Here is a 17,968-nt window from a genome sequence, read left to right as displayed (position 1 = left end):
ACATCCGTGGTACGGTTGCGCCGCCCTTTGATCGACTCCTGGAGGGGGGCACCCGAACGACATGAAGATCACTCATGACGATCTCGCGGTGTTTGCCGGACGCGTCGTGAACCTGCCGAAGGCGACTGCGGACGAGGATCGGAAGCAGGTGAACCACCTCCGCGAGCGCCTGCACGCGCATATCGCCAAGCACCCAAACTTCTCGCTGGTGAAGATGCTTCACGCGGGCTCGGTCGCCAAGGGGACCGCGCTTCGGAACGTCCTCGACTACGACGTCGCCGTGTACGTCCGCCTGGCGGAAGCCCCGCAGGACGGCGCGGAGCTGGTGGACTGGCTCGCGGAGCGGCTCCGGGAGGCATACGGCGGCTTGATCGACCCGTCACAGATCGAGGCGACGACCCACTGCGTCAACATCCACTTCAAGTCCAGCGGCATCGACGTCGACGTCGTCCCGGTGCTGTACGAAGGCGATCCGGACGACCGGGGCTACCTCGTCTCCAAGAGCGATGGGCGCCGGCTGCTCACCAGTGTGCGACTCCACCTCGACTTCGTCCGCGCCCGCAAGCGCGCCTGCCCTACGGACTGGGCGCAGGTCGTGCGGCTGGTGAAGTGGTGGGTCCACGCGCAGAAAGACCGAGACGCGGACTTCCGCTTCAAGTCGTTCATGGTCGAGCTGCTGTGCGCCCACCTGCTCGACACAGACAAGATCGTGTTCAGTGACTACGTCACGGCCCTGGACGGCTTCTTCGACTTGGTGGTCCGGACCGAACTGAACGAGCGAATCGCCTTCACCGACTACTACCCGGCCTACGCCCTCCCACGGCAGCGGACCGACGTGATCGAGATCTTCGACCCGGTGAACCCGGAGAACAACGCGGCACGCCTCTACACGATGAAGGACCAGCAGAGGATCGTCACGGCCGCCGAGCGGGCACTGGACGCGATCACTGAAGCCCGGCACGCCACGACGAGGGCCCAGGCCATCGAGTGCTGGCAGGTCGTCCTCGGCGACCGGTTCCGGGGTTGATTATGACCATCACCGCCACGCTCACCACCAACGAGACCTTCAGCATCGCCTCGGCGCGGTATGTCGCATCCAAGATTGCTACCGACCTGGCCCAGCTCCAGCGGTACTACGGCAAGCCGTCCGACACAGAGATCATTGACCTCGCAGCGGAAGCCACAGCCTTGGCCCACGGGGGCCACGTGGACAAGGTCATCTATGGCTTCCAATGTCGCGGCGCCTGGATTCTGACCCTGGAGTACGTCTTCGTCAACGGCACACTCACAACCGACGACCGCGCCGGAGGCGTGTGCCGGCACGCCGACGTCGTCGACGCCACGTTTACCAGCTACCTGATCCATTCACCCGCCTGGTGGCGCCTGGACGCCGCGATCCGCGACACGATCGAGAAGTCGCTGCCGATCGTGCGGACCCCGGCGGCGGCGCCGGGGTACTCCGGCGGCTTCCACACCACCGACCGCACCTACTCCGCCCAGGGGACGGGGTTCACCAGGAGCAGCTACCGCCCGCTATGAGCACAACACCCGCCGAGATCTTCGACGACGACCTCGATCTCCCAGACCCGCTCGCCCTCCGGCGCTACACGGCGCTGGTCGGGCTCGACCACATCAAGACCCGCCTCCTCAAGGAAGCGGAGGTCATCCTCAAGCCCTCGCTGTTGGAGGACTGGAGCACCGCCATGCACGGGGCCGTGCTGCCCGCCGTGAGGCTGATGGCCCACCGCCCACCTTTGATCATTTTTAGCGGAGATGTCGGAACCGGAAAGACGACGCTCGCCGAGACCTTCGCCGACGCCATCGCTCGCGAGCATCACATCACCGTGCGCGTCAAACGGCTCAGCTTGCGCACCCGCGGGAGTGGCATCGTCGGCGAGATGACCCGTCTGATCGGGACAGCGTTCGACACGATCATTGCCGAAGCCCGAGCAAACCGTGGCCGCCGGCCACTCATCCTGGTGATCGACGAGGCCGACGCCCTCGCACAGTCCCGCGAAGCCAGCCAGATGCACCACGAGGATCGGGCCGGCGTGAACGCGCTGATCCGCGGTATTAGCCAGATCGCCGCGGAAGAGCTCGCTGTTCTGGTGATCATGTGTACCAACCGTGGGGACGCGCTCGATCCCGCCATCCGCCGCCGGGCCGCCGCCGAATTCGACTTCAGCCGGCCAGACGACAGCCAACGCGGCGCGGTCCTCGCAAGGATCTTCGATGGCGTCACCCTCAGCGAGGGGGAGATCGCAACTCTCGTGCGGCTCACTGGCCCGAATGGACGTGGCTACGGCTTCACCTACTCCGACCTCACCGACCGCCTCGTTGCCTCCACCTGCCTGGCCGCCTACCCCGACCAGCCTGTCACCGCACAGATGATCATCAGCCAGGTCAAGGCGAACCCGCCCACGCCCCCGTTCACCTCGCGCCACTGACGCGCCATGGCAGCCGACAGCGGCAGGCCCAGCGCGAGCGGCGCACGCGTCACCGGCGATGACCTCCAGTACGCAGTCGCCTGGCACGCCGCGCTGCGCACCCTTGTGCCACACTCGGGCGCCAACGCCGTCACTGTCGAGGCGGTGACGGCCGGCAACGTGGACGACGTCGTCATCGGGAAGGCCCACGGGCCGGACGACTACATGCAGGTCAAGGCCAGCGTCACAGCCGAGAAAGCAGCGACCATTGAGTGGCTGACCGCGCTGTCGGGCAAGCGAGGCCCCAGCATTCTCCAGCGGTTCTACCGCACCTCGCAGCAGCTGCGGGTCGACGGTGCCCACCCGAGGCTGACCCTGGTCACGAATCGGTCCATCCACCCCGACGACCCGGTGCTCACCCTGCGAGACCGCAATGATCACTTGGCGGATCGGCTGTGCACCGCGACTAATGCAGCTACAGCGGCCGGACGTCGAAACCTACTCCGTCACCTCGACTGCACCGACGACGAGCTGTACGAATTCCTGTCCAACCTGCGGCTACACACCGACGCATCCGAAGCTGCCTGGCGCGACTATCATATCCGAGACATAAGCCACGCGGCGGGTGTCCAAGCAGACGAAGTCGCCTACCGGCTCGGAATCGCCGAAGTTCGAGAGTGGGTCAAAACCAGCCGCAGCCAGAAACGACCAGCCGACATCGCGGCCGCCATCGACCGCCTCGGCATCCGGGCGCAAGAGCCATTCACCATGGTTGCCATCAACGCCCTCGACGAAGGCTTCACAAACCCGGACGCCCGCGTGACGCTCGACTGGGTGGACCGATTCCGAGGAAGCGAGGCCCGCAGCCGACGCGGTCTCAAGAACCCCAAGGAATGGGAAACAGTTCTTCGGCCACAACTCATCGACGCTCAGCGGACGTTGCGCAGCCTCGGCGCGAAACGCATCCTCATCACCGGCACCATGCGACTGCCGACCTGGTTCACCGCTGCCGTCATGTTCCAGGAGACAGCCGGATTTATCCCCGCCAAGACCAAGGACGGCCAACTGTGGCTCAAACCCGGCGGAACGATCATGCCCGCTTCCATCTGCCTCTCGTCATCGATCGCTGAACTTCGGCCAGGCAGCGAGGTCGCACTCGCGCTCGCGATCTCCGCCGACCTGACCCCAGACGTCACCAGCTACATCGCTAGCACTGGACGCGATATACCCATCATCACGATCAGCCTGCCCTCCGGAATCTCGGGTAGTAGCATCGCCGACAGAGATCACGCATATGCCGTCGCGTTGGCCGTTCGCGACCTGAGCCGGCAGATCGCGCGCCGTGTCAATCCGCCAATACTCCACCTCTTCATGGCGGCGCCATCCGGCTTTGCGGTGCTACTCGGCGGCGTGTGGGATCGGGTTCCCGCCACCCAGACCTACGAAGACCTCGCCGCGTCCGGCTACGAGCCGGCGTTCTTCCTGCCCAACTGAACAACGCCCGCAGCATCGATCTCCGCCGGGACCTGCGGCAACGAGCTACCCGTCGGCACGGCGTGTAACCACACCGTGCCCCGGATGGGCGATCGACGGCCCTGATGCCGTGTCCGGCGCGCAAGATCACGAGCAGCCATCCAGAACACCGGAACCCCCGAAAAACCCGCAGGGCTCCGGCACGTTCGCGCTTTGGTGTGATCGTGGCCGTGCGTCCTGGGTGGCGCTGATCGCGTGATCGATCCAGGTGTTCGTTGTTCTGGCCTGCTGGGCGGTGCCCTGGCCGGTTCTGTCAGCTGAGGTCCCGGTCCGCCCGGAGTTGGCTGGTGGGGTCCCGGTATGCCCTGATCGGGCGGGCGCGGGGGTCGGCGGGCGGACACGGCCAGGTCACGCGTCGCTGAGAAGAAGACAGGCACGGCGCCTGTAGATCACGGAGGTGTCTAACGTCTTCGTGGTCCGGGAGCGCACGTGCCTGTGGGGGCATTGTCGCGTGACGCGGCCGGTGTGGTGGGAGCCGGCGCGGTGTCGCGTGAGGGAATCTGGCAGCGGCTGCACGCGATGGGCGAGCACCGGGGCCGACGTGGGCGGGTCTACCCGCTGGCGGTGCTGGCGGCGGTGTGGCTGTGCGCGCTGACCGCGGCGGGCCATGACCGGGTCACCGCCGTGATCGAATGGCTCGCCGGCACCACGGAGGAGGAACGGCGCCGGCTGCGGCTGCCGTACGACCCGTTTGACGGCTACCGGCTGCCGAGCGAGTCGACGATCCGCCGGTTCCTCAACGACACCGACGACGCGCGGCTCGCCCGCGCACTGCTCGATCCGCCGCTGGCCGACCCGGCCCCGCCGAAGCCGGCGTCACCCGAGGCGGCGGGAGAAGCGGTGCGGGCGGTCTACGCACTGGATGGGAAGACCAGCCGCGGCGCGAAGCGCGCCGACGGGCGGCAGGTCCAACTGGTCGGGGTCGCCGACCAGGCGACCGGCCGGCTGGTCAACCAGCACGAGGTGGACTCGAAGAGCAATGAGACGAAGGCGTTCCGCCCTGTCCTCGAGCCCCTCGACCTTGCCTGCGACCTGTTGACCTTCGACGCTCTGCATACCGTGCGCGACCATCTCGACTGGCTGGTCACCGACAAGAAGGCCCATTACCTTGCGGTCGTGAAGGGCAACCAGCCAACGCTGCGCGCGTTCCTGGCCGCGTTGCCGTGGGCGGACGTCCCGGTCGCCGACACCACCCACGACCATGGCCACGGCCGTGACGAGACCCGCACGCTGAAGGCCGCGACCGTCGAGCACGCCGAGTTCCCGCACGCCCGCCAGGCCGTCCGGATCCAGCGCTGGCGCCGGGAGAAGGGCAGGAAACCCAGCCGGGAGACGGTCTACGGCATCACGGATCTGGCCTTCGAGCAGGCCTCGGCCGGGTTCCTCGCCGACGCCGCCCGCGGCCAGTGGATCATCGAGAACCGTCAGCACCACGTCCGTGACGTCACTTTCGGTGAGGACGCGAGCCGGAGCCGGACCCGCCGCGGCCCGGCCAACCTCGCGATCTTCCGCGCCACTGTCGCGCACGCGGTCCGCGCCGCGGGCCACCGCTACGTTCCGGCCGGGCGCCGGGCCTGCAAGACCGCCACCGCCGCGCTCGACCTGCACGGCTTTCCCTGACGATACGGACATCCAGGCCGTCCCGTCGGCGCGCGGACGAGCCGGTCATAACGCGAACGTGCCGGAGCCCTGCGGCTGACCAGCGACACGGTCACCCAGGACCGGTACACGATCCTCGGCTACCTGCGCACCGCCGCGAAGCACGGCCGCGACGTCATGACGACCCTGCGCGAGGTCGTCACCGGCCGGGCCTGGATCCCCGACTGGCCGCCCGCCACCCCGGCCTGAAACACAACCCCCACCCGACAACACCACCGACCGGAGGCGCACCCGCGCCGACCGGCATCACGTCATGCCATCAAACGACACCCACGCGGCCCGGGCTGAATGTTTGCCCGCTAGGTCTTGGTCGTTGCGCGCCAGAGCCACGAGCGGAGCCGCGCCTACATCAGTGCTCGCGATTCGTGTGAGTGCCTTCGCTGCCGCTACTCGGACGTTCGGGTCTGAGGATTCAAGAAGCTCCTCGGCAGTTGCTGATCTGTCCTCCGAATGACCGATTGTGAGCGCTGCTGCTCTGCCTCGTCTGCTGGGACTAAGCGCCGTCATGGCTTTGCGGACTTCCAGGCCGACACGTCGATCCCTGTCAACTCGTAGAATCGAAAATGCCACCTCCGACAGTGAGCCATTTCAAAGTTGGTTTTCCTAAAGGCCCTCGGTGGCGAGGACGAGGGCGGCCTGGGCGAAGGTGCCGACGCGGCGTGGGCAGCCACCTCGACTTTCGCGGTTTTCTTGATCTCCAATTTTATGGTTGACGTCGCGTGAGACGTGTTCTGTGCGTGTTTGGTGTGCTGGTTCGTGGTGGGGTGTTTGAGCTGGTTTGCGGTCTCGGGTCGATGTCTGTTTTGTCTGGTTCCCGGGCTGTGGGGCCGGGATGGGGGCTGGTCAGGCCGCGAGGGCGCTGTCGGTGGTGGCCCAGGCGAGGCGGAGGGTGTGGATTTCCGCGTCGGTCGGGTTCGCGGGCCGTGTGGGCTGATATTGGGTGGTGATCAGGACGCGGCGGAGCTTGACGGCGAGGTCGGCGGTGCAGGGGCGGGTCTTGGTGGTGTACCAGGGGGTGCGGGCGCGGTGGTCGGCGGCGTCGCCGTGGTGGTGGCCGGTGGTGAGGTACCAGGCGAAGGCGAGGGTCTGGCAGGCCAGGCCGAACGGGACGGTGCGTTCGACGGCGGCGGTGAGTCGGTTGCGGGCCTGGCCGACCCCGAAGATCTGCTTCGCGTCCGCGATCGCGACCTCGATCGACCAGCGGGCCGCATAGCGGGCGACGAGCTCGGCGGGCCTGGTCAGGGTGTCGGTCGTGACGAGCGCGAGGTCGTAGGTCCCGGGCCGGTCGGTGTCGCGGACGAGGACGACGGTGACGGGGCGGGGGCCGAACACTCCGTACCACAGGCAGCGGATGACCGCCGTGTGCACGGTCCCGGCGCGGCCGTAGCGGGTCACGGCCGTCGGGCGGAACGTCGCGGCCGCGGCGAGCTGGGCGAGGGAGGGCAACCGGTCGCCCTTGAGTCGGGGCCGGCCACGTCTCCCGGTGCGGGGTGGGGCGGGGGCGAACAGGGCGGCGTCGCGGCGGAGCCGGGTCGTCCAGGTCACCGAGGCCGGCAGTCCCCTGAGCTCGTCGCCGGCGTAGGCGGCATCCGCGACGACGTGGACCCGGCGGGCGGGGAACGCCCCGGCCAGCTGTTCGACCGCGCGGGCGGCCAGCCAGAGCCGCGAGGCCGAGACGGTGTCCTTGCGGACCAGGCGGGCCAGGACCGGCAGGCAGACCGGCCGGCCGAGCAGCGGCGCCGGCACGACGAGGCCGACGATCACCCAGTTGTTGCCGAACCCGACCTGGTCTGGCCCCTTCGCGGATCCGTCGTGGAACCAGCCCACCGCCCACACCTTCTTCCCCGCCCGGTGGAACAGGGTGTCATCGACGACGACGTGCAGCGGCCCGGCCGGGACGAGGCGGTCGACGACGAGCCGGGCGAGCGCCAGGCCGACCTTCTCCGGCGACCAGACCGCCCGCGCGAAAAACCGGTGCGCCCGGTCGTGCGGCCACAGCGTGGACAGGCCCGCGCCGACGAGCATCCCGCACACCGTGCGCCGCCCGCCGGTGGCGAGCATCCCCACGACGAGCGCCCGGAACGTCCGGAACGACGGCGCGGTGAAACACGGCCGGAAACCCTCCAGCAGCACCGCCAGAGAAACCGGTATCGTCACGTCCGGGAGCATCGGCGTCCAACTTTCGGGTTGGTACAGGAAACGCTGATGCTCCCGCCACCAGCCCCTCGCGCTGGCCTTCCACCCCTCCGCCACGCACCGCGATACCACCGGCAGGCACCAGGGAATCATCCACCCGAAAGCAATCGGGAAAATTATCCAGCCGTTGCCAGACACTGATCTGGATCAAGAAAACTGCGAAACTCTAGAGCCACGGAAACGGTCGAATATGTGCCAGTTCTTGAGGACCGCGAATCCTCGTTCGCCTTGTGAGCGGGTGGTGGCGTGGGTCCGGTTGGCCTCCTTGTCACGGTCGGGGAGGTCGTTGTTCTTGGGTTTCTTGATCGGGACGAGGAGGCGGTCGCCCTCGCCGCCGACGTAGCCCTTGTCCGCGTAGAGGTAGAGCTCCGAGCGGTCGATCAGATCGAGAATGTCGTGCATCCGGGCCGCGGTGAGGTCATGGACGGAGCCGGGAAGCCCTTCGGAGATCCAGATCAGCCGGCCGTAGGGGTCGGTGAGGCCCTGCAGGTTGATGCCGTGGTACTTGTGCTTGCCCGAGTAGTACAGCTTGTTGTGCGCGCGGACACGGTTGGTACGCACGACGGTGCCGTCGAGGATGAGGAAGTTGCTCTGGGTCCACGCGAAGATCCAGACCGCGGCGAGCAGGGTCCGGCCGTGAGTGGCGAGCAGGCGGACGGCTTCGCGGATGTAGTTGTGGACGGTGCCGACACTGACCTGGAAGCCCTCGGCGAGCTGCTCGTAGCGTTCACCCTTGCGGAGGTGGACGAGCACCAGGAGTGCCTGCTCGGGTGGGGGCAGCTTGCGCCAGGTCCGACGCTGGGCGCGATCCTCGGCCAGCAGCCCCGCGAGGAAGGTCAGGGTCGACTCGGGCAGGTCGACGACACCAGGGTAGGTTAGCAACGGAAGTCCTCGGTCAAGGGCACAGTGGGGTAGACACCCTGTGATCTACCGGGGACTTCTCTATTTACGGCACCCCTCCGGCCACCGCCCGAACAACTATCGCCGCCGCCAGATGACGGAACGACCGGAACCAGTGCCCGTTCAATTCGTCAATTGGTGATCCTCAACGGCCGAAAGAATCAGACAAACAGAGATTGAAAAGGCTCAGTATCTGGCATGTACTTGCGTACCCAGCAAGCAAAGACTCAAGGCCCTCGAGCCGAAATTCCGTACTTGGCACTACGAAACGCACTTCGCGAGCAGGGGGAATCCCCAGAATAATTCGGACAATCTGCTGGTCCCCAGTCGATGCGATACTTGCAATGTAGGCCGCTTGAGCCGCGATATGAGATTCCGAAATTCTATAGGATGAGCAAACACATTTAACTAGAGATTCTATGGTCGTCGTGGCCTCATTCCTGCCGGCCCTCAGATCATCAAGACCAGATGCACGTAGACCGATGAGTTCGGTGAACTCTAGAATCTCGGCGGGTCTCCACCGCTGCACCCGCCGCAGCTGCGTACCTTCCGAGATATTTTCCATAGGGCGAAACAGCCATTCGACAGCCGCCCAATGACTGGGAAACTCCTCGGTTAGGCGAATAAGTTCAGGGACTCTGAAAAATGGTTGCGGATCAGAGAATCCCTTTGCCTGCAAAACGGCTACGATTTCAAAATAGTCGCGAACACTAGCTTCCCGAGCCTCGCTGTAGATAGCCGTTCGGGTCGATGAATCGAGACTTCCAGCGTACTCGGCTGCAAGTTTGAGCACGTCGGCATATCCTATCGGACGCCGGCGTTCCGGTAGAGTGAAGCTCATAACTCCACGCGAATTTCTGCGCGGTGGACGATTTACTCGCCGTGGCGCCGGAACGGCCAGCATTTCTTTAAGCGCAGCCAAGGAAGAGTTTGGTATTTCGGTATGCCCGTCTACCACCGCATCGGTAAGTGAAGTGAGCGCTTGGGACACCAAACGGTGCTCCTTGTTCAACCGCAGTCCGGCAAGCAAGTCGTCCCGCAACTTGCGGAGTTGGGGGACGACCGGCAGACCAGCCAGCCGTAGGACGTACTCCCACTCCTTGGGGTCTCGCCCGCTCCTCTGACCTGCACTGTTGCTACCGATATCGGGGAGGGCCAATCCTTTGCCTGCAGCATCTGCAAGTGCTGCCATCAGGGCGGGGGTGACAACATTCATCAGAGATCTACCACCCTCTCTGATGGCGTCAGCGGCCCAAACAAGCGCCCTTCGCCCGCGATCATTTCCACTACCATGGAAGGTTTCGATACTATGCAAAATCGACGGCGCGTACAAAACAGCTAGAATAAAAGCCTCGCGGCGGTTCGGATCCTCGAGCGCACGATTCACCCAAGCCTTTCTTTCCTCTTCGTCTTCGAGAACGTGAGCGGCCCACATCGCGTCGCCAATATCCACAAGATACTGCGCTCGCGAAAGAAGCATTCCATCTGAATTTCTCGGAAAGGCCCCGATAACTTCGTCCCAGAACCTAACAATGTCTGCAGAGGCCGACTCTGCTGGCCCCCGCGACATTCCCCAATATTGAACCGCGCGGTCTCTGATCGATTTTCTAGCGATTTCAACCGACAAGCGACCGCTACGATGGGCGAGCTCATGCGCGATCACGGCAAAGCCGTCGACGAGCATCCGAGGGTCACTTACGTTCCATGGCACGCGCTGTATGGCACGCCGTGATTCCCATTTGGTGACCGATTCCTCCACTGCCGCCATGAACAAAAGTGATCTATTGGTAGGAATCTTTTCGGTCGGCCGCAATGTCGCCAGAAGTGTAACCATTGTCGCAAGTAGCGGAACCTGCCAAAGGCTGTTTGATCGAACCAGCAACGGACCGCCACCATGACCATCCGCGCGGCGGACGGACTCTAGCCACGAGATACGCGCGGCCGCCCACTCGGCCTCTTGCTGGCCGTTCGCTCGAATTTTTGCCGCATGGCGGATCAGATTGTCAAGCTGAGACGTGAGACCTTGCGGTTCAGTCAACTCAACGGTAGGAAGTCCTGTCTTCGAAGCGGCAGGAAGGGCGCTCCCTCGCGCCGTAACTATTACGTCGGTATCCGGGTGTAGCTGTTCGAGGAGTCGAGTTATTCCATCAGCTATCGTGCTGGTTGCGGTCCCGCACTCATCAAGGCCATCGAGGAGAAGCGCAGCGTCTCCGTCTCCGATTTTAGCCAGTAGAGTGGCGTGCAAGGCTCTCCTCTCGTCTCCTCCGAGCTTAGGAAGCGCGGCATCGACGAGCATAGCCGGAGTGAATGAAGCCGGCTCGGGAGGATTCTCGGCTACGACCTTTAGCGACACCAAAATAGGTATGGGCGCGTCCGACGTGGCTGCCCATTCCGCCGCAAGCTGTCTTATGGCTGTCGACTTTCCAGAACCAGGCAGACCGGTAACCACTAGCCGGCCCCAGCGCCGAGCGACGTCAAGCAAGGGTTCCGAAGCATACTTCCGATTTTCGAAGGTCGACGACCAACTAACCGTGAATGATTTCGCCAGGCCCTCGACCTTCATCGGCGGTAGGTCATCGGCGAGTAGCGCGAAAGATAGCATTCCGCGGTCGGCTTGAAAGCGGTCGCAATATCGCGCCAGAACTCCCAAGTCGAACTGGCGGCGCTGGCCGCGTGACCCACGATATTCCTCTGCGAGCGGGTATCCAGCCTTAGCAAGTATTTCGAGCCAATCGTCCAGATCACTCCCGCGTGCCTTCGCCGCGTCGGCCTGAAGCCGCGATCTCAATGCCTCGAATGCTTCGGCCCCGCGCTCATGTGGAACACCTGCAGCTACCAACCAGGAAGCTGCAGCTTGAAAATGGGGCAACCCCGGCTCATGCGCATCGACGACCAGCACATAAGCGGAGTCCAAGATTTCTTCGCGTCGGGAGGTTGAGATGTCTACAGGGAATGCTTTGGCGAGTGCTGCCAGCGCGCTTTTCTCTCCAGAGCTTGGGTTTCCTGGTATCGACCTCCTACGCCGGTTTAAGGCCGTACGGAGATGCCGAACTGGTCCTTTCGGCTCAGCAACAGCGAGGCCGAATATTACACCGGCTTCGGGCCGTTGGCGTGCCCACTGGTAGACGGTATCCTTCAAATGTCGATCGTCACCGCAAGCTCGCTTCGCCTGTACTAGCAGTGTACGGCCGTCCGTTAGCTTACAATGTATGTCGTCGATAGCATCATTTGTTTCAAAGTCGACGCTCTGAATCGTTCCAGAATTCGCCGTGTCGTCCAGAGGAATAGGATTTCCATTAATTCCATGCGACACCAGCCAAGCGGCGACACCGGCTCGATGCAGGCTGCCCGCCTCGTTCCCTTGCCCACTCACAGGCCACTCTCGTCGATCTAGTCGATCTTGCTGACGCCTCTACTCAGAGATGTCGTATTGTACGCTGCTTGGCCCGGGAGCTCCGATCCATACCGCACGACGCGTAGAGGCCTTCCGCTGGTCGCCCATCGCGACAACATCGACGAGGCCGGCCGATCGAGGACCGAAAGTTGCTTCCGATAGTGATGGCCCGCTTACAGATCTTGAATGGTCGGGGTCTGTTTGATCACATCCGGTCTGTCCGGGTATGACCCGGCCGTGTCCGACGCTTGTATCGGGCATGAGGTATGCGGATGGTGGCGGGCTTACCGCGCAGGGTCGTGCCCGTCGGGAAGTGGTCCGGGTGCAGGCGGCGGACCTGTTCGCCGCCGGGGTCGATCCGGTCGAGGTCGCCGGGCGGCTGCGGGTGAGTACGAAGTCGGCCTACCAGTGGAAACGGCTCTGGCAGGCCGGTGGCACGGCGGCGCTGGCCTCACGAGGACCCAGTGGTGCGTCATGCCGCCTGTCGGACAGTCAGCGTGACCGGCTACGGGTCGAACTGGACCGCGGTCCGGCCGCGCACGGCTGGCCCGACCAGCGCTGGACCCTGGCCCGGGTGACCCTGCTGATCGGCCGGCTGTTCCGCACCCGCTACACCCTGCGCGGTACGTCGTACCTGCTGCACCGCATGGGTTACAGCCCTCAGGTCCCCGCCCGCCGGGCCACCGAACGCGACGAGGAGAAGATCACCGCGTGGCGGGCCGAGACCTGGGCGAAGGTACGAGGCTAGCGGCGACGACCGGCGCGTGGATCGTCTTCGAGGACGAAGCCGGGCAGAGCCTGCGACCCCCGAAGGCCCGGACCTGGGCCCCACGGGGACACACCCCGACCGTGCGAGTGTCCGGGAAGGGCTCCGGGCGGGTCTCGATGGCAGCCCTGGTCTGCTACCGGCCCGGCCAGCGGCCCCGGCTGTTCTACCGGGTCCTGACCCACCACGGCCGTAAGGGCGAGCGTCGTAGCTTCTCCGAGGACGACTACGCCACCCTGCTCGTCGCCGCGCACCACCAGCCCCGTGCTCCGATCATCCTGTGTTGGGACAACCTCAACACCCACCGCAGCGCCGCGATGCGCAGGTTCCTCACCCGCCACGCCCACTGGCTGACCGTGATCCCCCTGCCCGCCTACGCCCCCGACCTCAACCCCGTCGAAGGCGTGTGGGCCCACGTCAAACGCGACCTGGGCAACCACGTCCGGGTCACCGTCGACCAGCTCACCGCCACGATCAAGACCCTGCTCAAACGCGTCCAGTACCGGCCCGACCTGATCGCCGGCTTCCTCGGCCAGACCGAACTGATCATCGACCCGGAACCGCCGTAGCCAGACCCTGACCATTCAAGCTCTGTAGCGCGTTGCTGATGAGTACGGGGGATATCCCGCGATGCTCATTGGGATGCCCGCCGGTAGGCTCCGGCCGGCACTCCCGGCCGGAGCCACACAGCCTATTCGCCGAAGCGAGGTCGGTCGACGGTGACCACTGCAGAATTGATGCTGCCCTACTCGCCGTTCATGATCCGGTCGTAGGTGCGGCGGGCGCGGACGTTGCGGGCACTGGCGCCGTAGCGGCGGAGCATCTGCGGGGAGGTCCAGCCGTTCAGCTCCATGAGGTCGCCCTCGTTGCCGCCCTTGTCGAGCCACGAGTGGGAGAAGTGGTGCCGGAACTTGTGCGGGTGGACCACGACGCCGGCTTCGTCTCCGCGCCGGGAGATCATCTGGTAGATGCCGTTCGCGGTCATGGGCTGGCGGTTGTTGATCCCGAGCCACAGCTTCGGGCTGTGCGCGTAGCTGTGCTTGCCGCGCAGCCGAAGGTACCGGTCGATGGCCCGCGCGGCGTTGTAGCCGAGCTTGATCATCCGTTCCTTGCGGCCCTTGCCCGTCACGCGCAGCTCGCGGCGCTCCAGGTCGATGTCACCGCGCTCGGGGTGCTCCCAGGGTCATTGCAAAGTCGCGTTTGTGCTGGTCACGAGGGTGATGGCCTGGTCGGGATGGCGGGCGTGGTGGCGTAGGGCTCGGGCGATGTTGGTGAAGCCGGCGAGCCGGAGCAGGCTGATCACCAGGTTGCGGAGAGCGGCCATGACCTGGGGTCCGCTGCCGGTGCGAGCCTGGTGGAGGTCTTCACCCAGTGTGACGTCGCGGACCCAGTGCAGGCGGACCTCGATGGACCAGTGGCCTCGGATCCAGGTGGCCAGTTCGGCGGGTAGGGCGTCCTCGGCGGGCAGGGCGCAGATCGCGTAGACGGTCTCACGTCGCTGGCGGCGCTTGCCCTCGGTCTTCTTCTTGTTCGTGCTGATCGGACGGGAGGTGCGGGTGATCTCCGATGGCCTGGGCCGCGTGGGGGAACCCGAGCCCGGCCGGGACGGTGACGGCCTTGAGGGTGCGTGTCTCGATCCGGCCGTGGCCACGGCCGGTGGTGGTGTGCCCGACCGGGACGTCTTTCCAGGGCAGTGTCTTCAACCGGGTATGGACGGTGGGCTGGTTGCGTTTCACGGTGACCAGCAGGTGCGCTCCCCGGGCGTGTAGGTGGTCGGCGTGCGCGGTCTGCGCGTGCATCGCGTCGACGGTGATCAGGACGTCGGTCAGGTCCGGAATCTGATCGAGAACCGTGGAGAACAAAGGGATTTCGTTGGTCTTCTCGTCGACGTCGACCTGTGCCAGGACCACGCCCCGGGCATGGTCGAGAACACCGAGGAGATGCACGGGGTGGGTGCCGTGCCGGGTGGCGCGCATCGCTTTGCCGTCCACCGCGAGCACCCGCCGGACCCGGCGTCGGCGCTGTGGCGGCTGGTGCCCGGCGGTGTCGATGGTGTCGAGGCGGGCCTGGATCCAGGCTCCGATCGCGGTTTCCAACGCCGCCCGGTCCACACGTACCAGCACCCGCCAGATCGTCACCGGGCCCGGGACCCGCCCGGTCAACCCCAGGCCGGCGCGGGCGTCCGCGGGCAGGTCGGCGGCCCATTCCCCGATCGCCGCGAACGACCGGGCTCCGCTGAGCATGGCGCACACCGCGATCGCCAGGACCGCGGCGAACCGGTAACGCACCCCGCGCCGTCGACGAGGATCCGGTACCCGCGCGAGAGCTTCTAGCAACGCCGTCTGATCACCTTCGGTGATCAGACGCGGCTGGTTGATCCTGTCCGGAAGCTGCGCGGCAAGCTCGTCGACCACGGCGGCGACGGGGGATGATGGCATCGGCGGGCACGGCCTTCCCTGGCGAACATGAAGCGTCGAGAACTCCATGATCGGTGGGGGGTCGTGCCTGCCGTGCGTCTACCTCCGGCGTGTCGCCGGTATCCGTCCAGGTCAGACCATGCATCGGCCGATGCCAAGAATGATCAACTTGGCCTATCGACTACGAAATGGCCCTGGGGCTCGATCTACCAGCGCGAGAGCGACGGGATGTGGGTGGGGGCTGCCTACGTCCTCATGCCCGACGGAACGCAGCGACGCCGGCCGGTATACGGGAAGACTGCCGACATCGTCCGCGAGAAGCTCACCAAGATGCAGGCCCAGTCGGACCAGGGCATCCCAGCCGAGGCAACCGGGTGGACCATGGAGCGGTTCCTCACCTATTGGCTCAGCGACATCGTGACGCCGGCTTGCAAACCGCGCACGGTGCAGGGCTACGAGGTCATCGTCCGGAACTACCTGATCCCGGCGATCGGCAAGAAGCGGCTGAACAAGCTGAACGGCGTCGATGTGCGGAACCTGCTCAAGCGGGTGCGCGGCACCTGCCTGTGCTGCCTGCACGGCACCGACCGCCGCCGCCCTGTGAAGCAGCGTCGCTGCTGCGCCGTTGGGCGCTGCTGCCACCAGGCGCCGTCCGCCCGGCTCGTGCAGCAGGTCCACAGCGTTCTGCGTAACGTCCTCGGCGCCGCAGTACGCGAGGAACTGGTCGGCCGCAATGTCGCGAAGCTCGCGAAGGTCTCCGGCCCGACCTACAAGGTGCACCGGGGGCTCAGCGCCGACCAGGCCAGCCACTTGCTCAAGGCCGCCGCGCACGACCGGCTATACGCGCTCTACGTCCTGGCCCTGTACCTGGGGCTGCGGCGAGGGGAGATCCTTGGCCTGCGCTGGGAGGACATCGACTTCGAGGACGAGACCCTTGCCGTGCGGCACTCGTTGCAGCGGGTCGGTGGGCATCTGAGGGTGGTAGCGCCGAAGACGCGGACCTCGGAGCGAACCCTGCCGCTGCTGCCGCTGATCGCGAAGGTCCTGCGCGAGCACCAGGCACGGCAGGACGCGGAACGCGAGACAGCCGATGTGAACTGGCGGGAGACTGGCTTCGTGTTCACCACGGCGATTGGTACGCCGATCGAGCCGGACAACCTTCGACGTAGCTGGCTGCCGCTGTGCGGCGTACTCGGCTTGGAGGGCGTGCGCTTCCACGACATCCGCCACACCTGCGTCACGCTGCTGCTGAACGCGGGCGTGCCCCCGCACGTCGTCCGCGAGATCGCGGGGCACTCCGCGATCGACGTTACGATGGAGATCTATGCCCATGCCTCGCTGGACGACAAGCGGGCGGCGCTCCAGAAGCTCGTCGACGAGCTGGCGTAGGACGCCACTGGCCGCCCACGTGCGCTGGCGTGCGGGGCCGTTGCTACACCCGTTGCTACAAAATGATCTCCAACGTCCTGCAAGGAGACCCGTGAACGAGCAAAACCGCAGGTCAGAGGTGGTGGGCAGGGGCGGGGTCGAACCGCCGACCTTCCGCTTTTCAGGCGGACGCTCGTACCGACTGAGCTACCTGCCCCGGGCAGTGCGACTCTCGCATGAGCCACAGCGCACTGTTAGCCCTACGAACGCGGTCCCGACGGGATTCGAACCCGCGACCTCCGCCTTGACAGGGCGGCGTGAACTCCAGGCTTCACCACGGGACCATGCTCTAGATCGATCTTCAGTTGTCGCCCTCCAGGTGCCAGCCACGGGCCCTGTCCGGATCTGGAGGTCATGCTACACGACACCGGGACCACTCGAAGGGCCGGGAGCCCAGGATTCTTGCCCAACAGTCCACGCACCCGATCACTCGCGATCCGCTATGGAGACGCGACATCGGCATGAGATCCGCGGAGTCCACGCGGCGGGCGCGACGGCACGCCGGGGCGCACCCGGGAATGCCAGGCACGCCGCCGACCTCGCGGGAACCGAGCGAAAGGTGCGCAGCAGCACGGAGTCGATCCAGACCGCCGTTGCCGATCCCGTTCTGACCCGGGTCCGATGACGGGGTCGCCGTCGCCACCCTGAACCGGCCCGAGGTCATGAGCGCGTTCACCCTGCCGATGGCCACCGCCTAGGCGCAGGCCCTGTGTGCCGCGGACGCCGACCCGGAGGTCCGGTTCATCGCGGCCTCCGCCTTCGTCGGCTCCGGCTTCTCCCGCCTCAGCCTGGCCGTCGAATACGGTCTGTCCTGGCATCTTCCCCAGATCATGGGCACCGCCCGGGTCTCGGACTTCCTGCTGTCCGGCCACGCCGTCAGCGCCACCGAGGCGGCCGAGCTCGGGCTGGTCAACCAGATGATCACGGATGACGACGTACTGGACCACGCGGTGCTTGTCGCCGGTTGGATGGTCGGTTTCCCGGGCACGGGCCACCATCCGAGCGACGCCCAGATCCGTGCGCTGTATGCCGACACCTCTGCCAGGTCCGGATGAGCTCATGCGCGGCGCGGACCGGTGTCCCGCCCGGGTAGCATACGACTCTCAAGCGACAGCGACAGCGAAACGCTCGAGCCGGCGTGAAGTGATCACGATGGCACGGTATCGTCACTCACAGGTCGAGAGGCGCTGCGACGGGCCCAGGTCCGCCACGCTCGGCCCGCACCGTTCAGTAAGGGCGCCTCCCATAA

General features: G+C 65.7%; 15 protein-coding genes, 2 tRNA genes and 1 pseudogene. 9 read left to right on the top strand and 9 right to left on the bottom strand.

Going from position 1 to position 17,968, the window contains the following annotated elements; all coding sequences use genetic code 11:
- Nucleotides 1–61: 61 nt before the first annotated feature.
- From FRANCCI3_RS00640 to FRANCCI3_RS00620, 5 genes are all read left to right on the top strand, one after another.
- Nucleotides 62–1,027, top strand: coding sequence for a CBASS oligonucleotide cyclase (locus FRANCCI3_RS00640; protein ID WP_011434601.1), 966 nt, complete (start codon nucleotides 62–64; stop codon nucleotides 1,025–1,027).
- A gap of 2 nt (nucleotides 1,028–1,029) precedes the next feature.
- Entirely contained in the window at nucleotides 1,030–1,539 is a 510-nt protein-coding gene (locus FRANCCI3_RS00635; RefSeq protein ID WP_011434600.1) for a hypothetical protein, read from the top strand.
- The gene (locus tag FRANCCI3_RS00630) at nucleotides 1,536–2,447 is read left to right on the top strand and encodes an AAA family ATPase (RefSeq protein ID WP_011434599.1); all 912 of its coding nucleotides are present in this window, start codon (nucleotides 1,536–1,538) and stop codon (nucleotides 2,445–2,447) included. The genes FRANCCI3_RS00635 and FRANCCI3_RS00630 overlap by 4 nt, the downstream gene beginning before the upstream one ends.
- Nucleotides 2,448–2,453: 6 nt before the next feature.
- Entirely contained in the window at nucleotides 2,454–3,920 is a 1,467-nt protein-coding gene (locus FRANCCI3_RS00625; protein ID WP_011434598.1) for an SAVED domain-containing protein, read from the top strand.
- Nucleotides 3,921–4,388: 468 nt separating this feature from the next.
- Nucleotides 4,389–5,579 (top strand): ISAs1 family transposase, encoded by a 1,191-nt coding sequence (locus tag FRANCCI3_RS00620; protein WP_011434597.1) that lies wholly within the window; start codon nucleotides 4,389–4,391, stop codon nucleotides 5,577–5,579.
- A gap of 882 nt (nucleotides 5,580–6,461) precedes the next feature.
- Here FRANCCI3_RS00620 and FRANCCI3_RS00615 read toward each other — a convergent pair.
- The 3 genes from FRANCCI3_RS00615 to FRANCCI3_RS23795 form a co-directional block, all read right to left on the bottom strand.
- Nucleotides 6,462–7,775, bottom strand: a complete 1,314-nt coding sequence (locus FRANCCI3_RS00615) for an IS701 family transposase (protein ID WP_237704540.1) — start codon at nucleotides 7,773–7,775, stop codon at nucleotides 6,462–6,464.
- A 186-nt stretch (nucleotides 7,776–7,961) separates the two neighbouring features.
- Nucleotides 7,962–8,696 carry an IS5/IS1182 family transposase gene (locus tag FRANCCI3_RS00610; protein ID WP_011434595.1) on the bottom strand — a complete coding sequence of 245 codons (735 nt, stop codon included), beginning with the start codon at nucleotides 8,694–8,696 and terminating at the stop codon, nucleotides 7,962–7,964.
- A 163-nt stretch (nucleotides 8,697–8,859) separates the two neighbouring features.
- Nucleotides 8,860–12,087, bottom strand: a complete 3,228-nt coding sequence (locus FRANCCI3_RS23795; protein WP_011434594.1) for an NACHT domain-containing protein — start codon at nucleotides 12,085–12,087, stop codon at nucleotides 8,860–8,862.
- Between the two features lie 280 nt (nucleotides 12,088–12,367).
- Between FRANCCI3_RS23795 and FRANCCI3_RS00605 the strand changes: the two genes are divergently transcribed.
- Both FRANCCI3_RS00605 and FRANCCI3_RS00600 read left to right on the top strand, forming a co-directional pair.
- A complete protein-coding gene (locus FRANCCI3_RS00605; RefSeq protein WP_049761030.1) occupies nucleotides 12,368–12,856 on the top strand; it encodes a winged helix-turn-helix domain-containing protein in 489 nt (162 codons plus the stop codon).
- Nucleotides 12,820–13,443 carry an IS630 family transposase gene (locus FRANCCI3_RS00600; protein WP_011434592.1) on the top strand — a complete coding sequence of 208 codons (624 nt, stop codon included), beginning with the start codon at nucleotides 12,820–12,822 and terminating at the stop codon, nucleotides 13,441–13,443. Before FRANCCI3_RS00605 ends, FRANCCI3_RS00600 begins: the two co-directional genes overlap by 37 nt.
- A 176-nt stretch (nucleotides 13,444–13,619) precedes the next feature.
- On the opposite strand, the gene FRANCCI3_RS00595 is transcribed toward FRANCCI3_RS00600, so the two are convergent.
- From FRANCCI3_RS00595 to FRANCCI3_RS00590, 4 genes and pseudogenes are all read right to left on the bottom strand, one after another.
- Nucleotides 13,620–14,024, bottom strand: coding sequence for a tyrosine-type recombinase/integrase (locus tag FRANCCI3_RS00595; protein WP_330218938.1), 405 nt, complete (start codon nucleotides 14,022–14,024; stop codon nucleotides 13,620–13,622).
- Nucleotides 14,025–14,057: 33 nt separating this feature from the next.
- A complete protein-coding gene (locus FRANCCI3_RS27630) occupies nucleotides 14,058–14,198 on the bottom strand; it encodes a hypothetical protein (RefSeq protein ID WP_023840633.1) in 141 nt (46 codons plus the stop codon).
- A gap of 30 nt (nucleotides 14,199–14,228) precedes the next feature.
- Nucleotides 14,229–14,414: pseudogene (locus FRANCCI3_RS28490) on the bottom strand (ISAs1 family transposase); the annotation flags it as partial.
- Entirely contained in the window at nucleotides 14,365–15,312 is a 948-nt protein-coding gene (locus FRANCCI3_RS00590) for an ISAs1 family transposase (RefSeq protein WP_023840632.1), read from the bottom strand. The pseudogene FRANCCI3_RS28490 and the gene FRANCCI3_RS00590, both read right to left, overlap by 50 nt.
- Nucleotides 15,313–15,519: 207 nt before the next feature.
- On the opposite strand from FRANCCI3_RS00590, the gene FRANCCI3_RS00585 reads away from it, so the two are divergent.
- Complete coding sequence (locus tag FRANCCI3_RS00585) at nucleotides 15,520–16,680, top strand: tyrosine-type recombinase/integrase (protein ID WP_049760798.1); 1,161 nt, start codon at nucleotides 15,520–15,522, stop codon at nucleotides 16,678–16,680.
- A 119-nt stretch (nucleotides 16,681–16,799) separates the two neighbouring features.
- Here FRANCCI3_RS00585 and FRANCCI3_RS00580 read toward each other — a convergent pair.
- Nucleotides 16,800–16,876, bottom strand: a tRNA-Phe gene (locus tag FRANCCI3_RS00580).
- A gap of 52 nt (nucleotides 16,877–16,928) precedes the next feature.
- A tRNA-Asp gene (locus tag FRANCCI3_RS00575) sits at nucleotides 16,929–17,003 on the bottom strand.
- Nucleotides 17,004–17,426: 423 nt separating this feature from the next.
- On the opposite strand from FRANCCI3_RS00575, the gene FRANCCI3_RS23790 reads away from it, so the two are divergent.
- Complete coding sequence (locus tag FRANCCI3_RS23790; RefSeq protein ID WP_083282414.1) at nucleotides 17,427–17,774, top strand: enoyl-CoA hydratase-related protein; 348 nt, start codon at nucleotides 17,427–17,429, stop codon at nucleotides 17,772–17,774.
- The last annotated feature ends 194 nt before the right edge of the window (nucleotides 17,775–17,968 follow it).

Source organism: Frankia casuarinae (genome assembly GCF_000013345.1).
Classification (GTDB): Bacteria; Actinomycetota; Actinomycetes; order Frankiales; family Frankiaceae; genus Frankia; species Frankia casuarinae.
Note: the sequence above shows the minus strand (reverse complement) of the source record. Positions and strands in the feature narration are given on the sequence as shown.